Origin of the sequence: Streptomyces recifensis (assembly GCF_002154615.1) — a bacterium.
Taxonomy (GTDB): Bacteria; Actinomycetota; Actinomycetes; order Streptomycetales; family Streptomycetaceae; genus Streptomyces; species Streptomyces griseoluteus.
On the sequence record NZ_MUNH01000002.1, the window covers coordinates 1 to 6,897 of the forward strand.

Genomic DNA, 6,897 nt, shown 5'->3' on the forward strand with positions numbered 1-6,897 from the left:
GCGCGGTACGACGGTCAGATCCTCGGCGGTTCCTTCGCCGTGTGGTGCGACTTCCCGAACGCCCAGACCGAGAGCCAGGTCGCCTCCGGCATCCGGATGCCGCTGCGGGCCACCGTGCAGAAGCTCTGGGACCCGGGGCAACCCGAGGCGACCTGGCTCTCGGTCTGGGCGTTCGGGAAGTCGCACCACACGGCGAAGGAACCGCCGAGGATCTGACCGTCGTACCGCGCCGGCACGGCACTCGTGCCCCGGATCACCCGCGGGGTCCACTGCTGGTAGATCCGCTGGCCGGTCGGGTAGACGAAGGTGTTCGGCTCACCGAGGACGTAGTACAGGTACTCGTCGTTGTAGTTGTAGACCTCGCGGCCCGCGTTCAGGTAGTCCACTGGGGGCCGGGCGCCTATCTCCTTGCCGGTCCAGTAGGCGACCTGGATGTCCTTGGCGGGCTGGATCGTGGAGTCGCGCAGGAAACCGTCGTTCCACGCCCGCATGGTGCGGTTGTGGGCCCGAATGGTGTCCGCGCGGCCGTTCAGCCAGCCGGTGGTGAGGTCGGCGACGTTGCCGTTGGCCCCGTAGGCGTCGCGGGCGGCGGCGGCGAGCTGCGGGTAGGACGCCTCGGGGTCGGGCACGACCAGCGCCTGGTACTCGTCGCCGCCCAGGTTCCACTTGTCGCCCGGGAACAGGTCGGCGTACTCGTCGAGCAGATCGTCGACGATCTTCGCGGACTCGGGCTTGGAGATGTCGATCGCGCCGCGCGTCGCCTTGCCGTTGACGTTGCGGAGCTGGAGATCGGGGTGGGCGGCGATGACGGCGCCCAGATGCCCCGGCGAGTCGATCTCGGGCACGATCGCGATGTGCCGGGCGGCGGCCAGATCGACGATTCTCTTGACCTGCGCCTTGGTGAGATGGTCCTTGGAGACGATCTCGGGGTGGGTGGTGGACTCGATGCGGAACGCCTGGTCGTCCGAGAAGTGCAGTCCCAGCTCGTTGAACTTCAGATCGCCCAGTTCGCGTATCCGGTCCTCGATCCAGGTCTCCGAGAACGGCTTGCGCGCGATGTCGAGCATGAAGCCGCGCGAGGGCTTGGCGGGCTCGTCCCTGACCACGCCCTCGGGGGCGGTGCCCCCGCCGCGGACCTCCTGCTTGAGGGTCCGGGTCCCGTAGAAGACACCCGCGTCGGCGGGCCCCTCGATGTCCACCCGGCCGTCGCGCACGGTCATGGTGTACGACTCGGGGTTGCCGCTCCCGCCGAGGCCGAGGCGGACGTCGCCGGCCCTGGAGTCGGTCTTCTCACCGCCGTAGGCGAGGCCCAGCTCACCGGCGACAAGCTTGCCCTCGTCGGCCAGCGCCGGGTCGGTGACCACCACCCGGCCGCCGCCTCCGGGCTTCCAGCCGGGTCCGCGGGCCGCGGTGTGCTCACGCACCGCCGGGATGGTCTGCGGCGCCTTCGACATGGGGTACGAGCGGCTGGGCGAGGGGGTCGGCGGATCGGCCTGCCGGGAGGCGCCGACCGCGCCCGCGTCCGAGCCCCTGCCGGAACCACCCCCTCCGGATGACGCCCACACTCCGACGCCCACCCCGGTCACCACGGTTCCGACGACCGCGGCGGCCATGATGGCCCGCTTCCGCTTGAGCTGTCGTGCCGAAGCACGATGTCTGTGCTGGCTCACCCTCCCAACGTACGGCCGATCCGCGGTTCACCCGTCACCGAGACGTTCTGAAACTCTCCCGTCCGAGTGAAATTCGGGCATCAGCCGGACACACAGTGACCACTCTCGATAACGTGTCGGCACATCCTTCACAGGTCCCCCTGCCGTCCCGGCACGACCCTGTCCCTCCTCCCACGAGGAATCACGCTGCCTGCGCACCGTTCGCCGTATCTCCCGACCCCGCTCGACGCCTTCAACCTGGCGCCGGCCGAGGAGGCCCGCGCGCTGCTCCTGCGCTGTCTGCGCAACGCCCGCTGGACCCACCGGCTCGCCGAGCACCGCCCCTACCCCGACCTGGCCGCCCTGCTGGCCGCGGCGGACGAGGCGGCCTACGACCTGCGGGTCGTCGACCTGGCCGACGCCCTGGCGGGCGAGTCCCTGCCCGAGCTGCCCGAGGACACCTACTCGGCCGCCCATACGGCCCTGAGCGCGGCGCACGCCGCCTACGAGGCCCGCTTCGGCCACGTCTTCGTGATCGCGCCGGGCGGGAACTCCCCCGAGGAGGCGCTGGACCGGGTCCTGGAGGGCATCCGGTCACGATTGGCGAACGATCCCGAGGACGAACGGGTGATCGCCGCCGAGGAGCTGCGGGGCCTGGCCCGGCACCGGCTCACGGCCCATCTGGGCACCGCCGCCACCCGCGCGACCAGCCACTACGCGCCCCGGCCGGGCGTATAGCGGCCCAAAAGGAACGGATGCGCACGAGCCGGAACCCCACAACCGGCCGGATCACCCGAAACAGGCCCCCCGTCAGTCGCGCCGCGCCTCATGGATACGATGCTGAGGGCCGGTGGACCGTACCCGGCCGGGCCCGACCGACAGTGAAGCCGGCGCGGCCCTAGTCCCCGCACCCGGAGGGTTCTTCCGTGCCGGCTGGAACGCTGTACCGCGGCCGGGAAGGTATGTGGTCCTGGGTGGCTCATCGAGTCACCGGCGTCCTCATCTTCTTCTTCCTGTTCGTTCACGTGCTGGACACCGCTCTCGTGCGTGTCTCCCCCGAGGACTACGACAAGGTCGTAGCCACGTACAAGACCCCGATCGTCGCGCTGCTGGAGTACGGCCTGGTGGCCGCCATCCTCTTCCACGCGCTCAACGGTCTGCGCGTCATCGCCGTCGACTTCTGGTCGAAGGGCCCGCGCTACCAGAAGCAGATGCTGTGGAGCGTCCTCGGCGTCTGGATCATCCTGATGGCCGGCGCCCTGTACCCGGTCCTCGGCCACGCCGCTCGTGTCCTGTTCGGGAGCTGACGCCGATGTCCACCTCTGAGATCAACCTGACGGGCTCCTCCGCGGACGCCGCCGAGGACGCCTACGCGCTCTCCCTCGACGCGCCGCGCTCGCGCACCCGGACCAAGAAGACCCCGAAGTCCACGCGGGGCAACTTCGAGATGGCGGCCTGGCTCTTCATGCGCCTGTCCGGCATCGTGCTGGTCGTCCTCGTCCTCGGCCACCTGCTGATCCAGCTCGTGCTGGACGGCGGCGTCTCCAAGATCGGCTTCGCCTTCGTGGCCGGCCGCTGGGCGTCCCCGTTCTGGCAGGTCTGGGACCTGGCGATGCTGTGGCTGGCGATGCTGCACGGCGCCAACGGCCTGCGCACGGTCATCAACGACTACGCGGAGCGCGTGAACACCCGCCTGTGGCTCAAGGGCCTGCTCTACACGGCCACGGTGTTCACCATCCTGCTGGGCACGCTGGTGATCTTCACCTTCGACCCGAACATCCGCTAGGCACGGGGCTGCGAGAATCATGAAGATCCACAAGTACGACACCGTCATCGTCGGCGCCGGCGGCGCGGGCATGCGCGCGGCCATCGAGTCCACGAAGCGCAGCCGCACCGCCGTGCTGACCAAGCTCTACCCGACCCGCTCCCACACGGGCGCCGCGCAGGGCGGCATGGCCGCCGCGCTGGCCAACGTGGAGGAGGACAACTGGGAGTGGCACACCTTCGACACGGTCAAGGGCGGTGACTACCTGGTCGACCAGGACGCCGCCGAGATCCTGGCGAAGGAGGCCATCGACGCCGTCCTCGACCTGGAGAAGATGGGCCTGCCGTTCAACCGGACGCCCGACGGGACGATCGACCAGCGCCGCTTCGGCGGTCACTCCCGCAACCACGGCGAGGCCCCGGTCCGCCGGTCCTGCTACGCGGCCGACCGCACCGGCCACATGATCCTCCAGACGCTGTACCAGAACTGCGTCAAGGAGGGCGTGGAGTTCTTCAACGAGTTCTACGTCCTGGACCAGCTCATCACCGAGGTCGACGGCGTCAAGACGTCCGCCGGCGTGGTGGCGTACGAGCTGGCCACCGGCGAGATCCACGTCTTCCAGGCGAAGTCCGTGATCTACGCGTCCGGCGGCACCGGCAAGTTCTTCAAGGTGACGTCCAACGCGCACACCCTGACCGGTGACGGCCAGGCCGCGTGCTTCCGCCGGGGCATCCCGCTGGAGGACATGGAGTTCTTCCAGTTCCACCCGACCGGCATCTGGCGCATGGGCATCCTGCTGACGGAGGGTGCCCGCGGTGAGGGCGGCATCCTGCGCAACAAGGACGGCGAGCGCTTCATGGAGAAGTACGCGCCGGTCATGAAGGACCTCGCGTCCCGTGACGTCGTCTCGCGCTCGATCTACACCGAGATCCGCGAGGGCCGGGGCTGCGGTCCCGAGGGCGACCACGTCTACCTCGACCTCACCCACCTGCCGCCGGAGCAGCTCGACGCGAAGCTCCCGGACATCACCGAGTTCGCGCGCACCTACCTGGGCATCGAGCCGTACACGGACCCGATCCCGATCCAGCCCACCGCGCACTACGCGATGGGCGGCATCCCGACCAACGTCGCGGGTGAGGTCCTGTCGGACAACACCACCGTCGTGCCGGGTCTGTACGCGGCCGGCGAGGTCGCCTGTGTCTCCGTGCACGGCGCCAACCGCCTGGGCACCAACTCGCTGCTGGACATCAACGTGTTCGGCCGTCGCGCGGGCATCGCCGCCGCCGACTACTCGCACACGGTCGACTTCGTCGAGATGCCGGAGAACCCGGCCGGCTTCGTCGTCGAGCAGATCGAGCGCCTGCGGAACTCCACCGGCACCGAGCGGGTGGCCGACATCCGCCGCGAGCTGCAGGAGACCATGGACGCCAACGTCATGGTGTTCCGCACCGAGCAGACGATCAAGACGGCGGTCGAGAAGATCGCCGAGCTGCGCGAGCGCTACGCGAACGTCGCGATCCAGGACAAGGGCAAGCGGTTCAACACGGACCTGCTGGAGGCCATCGAGCTGGGCAACCTGCTCGAGCTGGCCGAGGTCATGGCCATCTCCGCACTGGCCCGCAAGGAGTCCCGCGGCGGTCACTACCGCGAGGACTACCCGAACCGCGACGACGTCAACTTCATGCGTCACACGATGGCGTACCGCGAGGTGGGCGACGACGGCTCGGAGACCGTGCGTCTCGACTACAAGCCGGTCGTCCAGACCCGCTACCAGCCGATGGAGCGTAAGTACTGATGGCTACCCCTGTTCTGGACAAGGCCGAGGCGGCGTCCGCCGCTTCCCCCTACATCACGGTCACCCTCCGCATCCGCCGGTTCAACCCGGAGGTCGCGGCGGAGCCCCACTGGGAAGACTTCCAGCTGGAGATGGACCCCAAGGAGCGCGTCCTCGACGGGCTCAACAAGATCAAGTGGGACCTCGACGGCACGCTGACCTTCCGGCGTTCCTGCGCCCACGGCATCTGCGGGTCCGACGCGATGCGGATCAACGGCAAGAACCGTCTGGCCTGCAAGACGCTGATCAAGGACGTCAACCCGGGTAAGCCGATCACGGTCGAGCCCATCAAGGGCCTGACCGCGCTCAAGGACCTCGTGGTCGACATGGAGCCGTTCTTCCAGGCGTACCGGGACGTCATGCCGTTCCTGGTCACCAACGACACCAACGAGCCGACCCGTGAGCGCCTGCAGTCCGCCGAGGACCGCGAGCGGTTCGACGACACCACGAAGTGCATCCTGTGCGCCGCGTGCACCTCGTCGTGCCCGGTGTTCTGGAACGACGGCCAGTACTTCGGCCCGGCCGCGATCGTGAACGCCCACCGCTTCATCTTCGACTCGCGCGACGATGCCGGTGAGCAGCGCCTGGAGATCCTCAACGACCGCGACGGCGTGTGGCGCTGCCGCACGACCTTCAACTGCACGGACGCCTGCCCGCGCGGTATCGAGGTCACGAAGGCGATCCAGGAAGTGAAGCGCGCGCTGATCACCCGCCGCTTCTGAGACCTGTCTCCGACGGTCCCAAGGGCCCCGCTCCGGTTACCGGAGCGGGGCCCTTCGGCGTCGGCGGACACGCTCGGGTGAAGGTGGTCGTTCGGGACGCAGAGGGGCGATACGGCCTACGATGATGGCCTCGACCAGCCCCTGGGAGGCATCGCGATGTCCGCAGCATCCGTAGAGCAGCCCTTCGCCGACGACGAGCCGTTCTCGCTGACGGCGATCGCCGCCGAGATCATGGAGCGCCATCCGGGCTACCGCGTCGAGATCATCGGAGGCCACCTCCTCGTGACACCGTCCCCGGATGTCCCGCACGCCCGTGCCCTGACCGGTCTCATGCAGCCGTTCCTCGTGGCCGGCCTGTTCGGCGGCGAAGCCGATGTGGTCCAGAACGTCTCGATCTGGCTCCCCGGAGGGGAGGACTACGCCATCCCCGACCTCGCCGTCGTGGATGGTGACATCGACGACCACCTGATCGAAGGCACCGCCTACGATCAGGTCTGCTTCCGCCTCGTCCTCGAAGTGACTTCCGGCAACTGGAAGGACGACCTCAAGACCAAGGTCGGCGCCTACGCGCAGGCCAAGGTCCCGGTGTACGTCGTCGTGGACCGCAAGCACCAGCGGCTCCACGTCCTCACCGAGCCCGCGGACGGAACGTACGGCACCCACCGCATCCACTCCCCCGGCGAACTCGTCACCCTCCCCGACTCCATCGGGGCGAAGGTCACGCTGGACGTGGCCGCGATCATCGAGGCGGGACGCCCCCGTCGCTAGCCTGACGGCATGTCAGACGACGAAGCGCATGAGTTGCTGGGGTTCGACAACGTCGTACTTCCCGTCGGGGATCTCGGGGAGGCGGTCGGGTTCTACGAGCGGGCCGGGTTCACCGTGGGGTTCCGGTTCGACGAGGGCGGGATCGCGCTGCTGAGGGTG

The 6,897-nt window shown here is 68.8% G+C and carries 7 protein-coding genes and 1 pseudogene; 7 read left to right on the plus strand and 1 reads right to left on the minus strand.

All coding sequences use genetic code 11. The features are described 5' to 3' along the window. Positions 1 to 14: 14 nt before the first annotated feature. On the minus strand, positions 15 to 1,613 hold the full coding sequence (locus CCN33_RS00070) for a beta-N-acetylhexosaminidase (RefSeq protein ID WP_086689822.1): 1,599 nt from the start codon (positions 1,611 to 1,613) through the stop codon (positions 15 to 17). 216 nt (positions 1,614 to 1,829) lie between these two features. On the opposite strand from CCN33_RS00070, the gene CCN33_RS00075 reads away from it, so the two are divergent. From CCN33_RS00075 to CCN33_RS32610, 7 genes and pseudogenes are all read left to right on the plus strand, one after another. Beyond that, complete coding sequence (locus tag CCN33_RS00075) at positions 1,830 to 2,387, plus strand: 2-oxo-4-hydroxy-4-carboxy-5-ureidoimidazoline decarboxylase (protein WP_086689824.1); 558 nt, start codon at positions 1,830 to 1,832, stop codon at positions 2,385 to 2,387. A 188-nt stretch (positions 2,388 to 2,575) separates the two neighbouring features. Further along, positions 2,576 to 2,956 carry a succinate dehydrogenase, cytochrome b556 subunit gene (sdhC, locus tag CCN33_RS00080; RefSeq protein ID WP_037774792.1) on the plus strand — a complete coding sequence of 127 codons (381 nt, stop codon included), beginning with the start codon at positions 2,576 to 2,578 and terminating at the stop codon, positions 2,954 to 2,956. A 5-nt stretch (positions 2,957 to 2,961) separates the two neighbouring features. Then, the gene (locus CCN33_RS00085) at positions 2,962 to 3,435 is read left to right on the plus strand and encodes a succinate dehydrogenase hydrophobic membrane anchor subunit (RefSeq protein ID WP_107483874.1); all 474 of its coding nucleotides are present in this window, start codon (positions 2,962 to 2,964) and stop codon (positions 3,433 to 3,435) included. 19 nt (positions 3,436 to 3,454) lie between these two features. Next, complete coding sequence (sdhA, locus tag CCN33_RS00090) at positions 3,455 to 5,209, plus strand: succinate dehydrogenase flavoprotein subunit (protein ID WP_086689826.1); 1,755 nt, start codon at positions 3,455 to 3,457, stop codon at positions 5,207 to 5,209. Next, on the plus strand, positions 5,209 to 5,970 hold the full coding sequence (locus CCN33_RS00095; protein WP_086689828.1) for a succinate dehydrogenase iron-sulfur subunit: 762 nt from the start codon (positions 5,209 to 5,211) through the stop codon (positions 5,968 to 5,970). The genes sdhA and CCN33_RS00095 overlap by 1 nt, the downstream gene beginning before the upstream one ends. Before the next feature lie 156 nt (positions 5,971 to 6,126). Next, positions 6,127 to 6,738, plus strand: coding sequence for a Uma2 family endonuclease (locus CCN33_RS00100; RefSeq protein ID WP_086689830.1), 612 nt, complete (start codon positions 6,127 to 6,129; stop codon positions 6,736 to 6,738). 9 nt (positions 6,739 to 6,747) lie between these two features. After that, a pseudogene (locus tag CCN33_RS32610) lies at positions 6,748 to 6,897 on the plus strand (VOC family protein); the annotation flags it as partial.

Coding starts and splice junctions, on each gene's coding strand:
- CCN33_RS00070 (WP_086689822.1), bottom strand. CDS start 1,613: ATGGCCGCCGCGGTCGTCGGAACCGTGGTGACCGGGGTGGGCGTCGGA.
- CCN33_RS00085 (WP_107483874.1), top strand. CDS start 2,962: ATGTCCACCTCTGAGATCAACCTGACGGGCTCCTCCGCGGACGCCGCC.
- sdhA (WP_086689826.1), top strand. CDS start 3,455: ATGAAGATCCACAAGTACGACACCGTCATCGTCGGCGCCGGCGGCGCG.
- CCN33_RS00095 (WP_086689828.1), top strand. CDS start 5,209: ATGGCTACCCCTGTTCTGGACAAGGCCGAGGCGGCGTCCGCCGCTTCC.
- CCN33_RS00100 (WP_086689830.1), top strand. CDS start 6,127: ATGTCCGCAGCATCCGTAGAGCAGCCCTTCGCCGACGACGAGCCGTTC.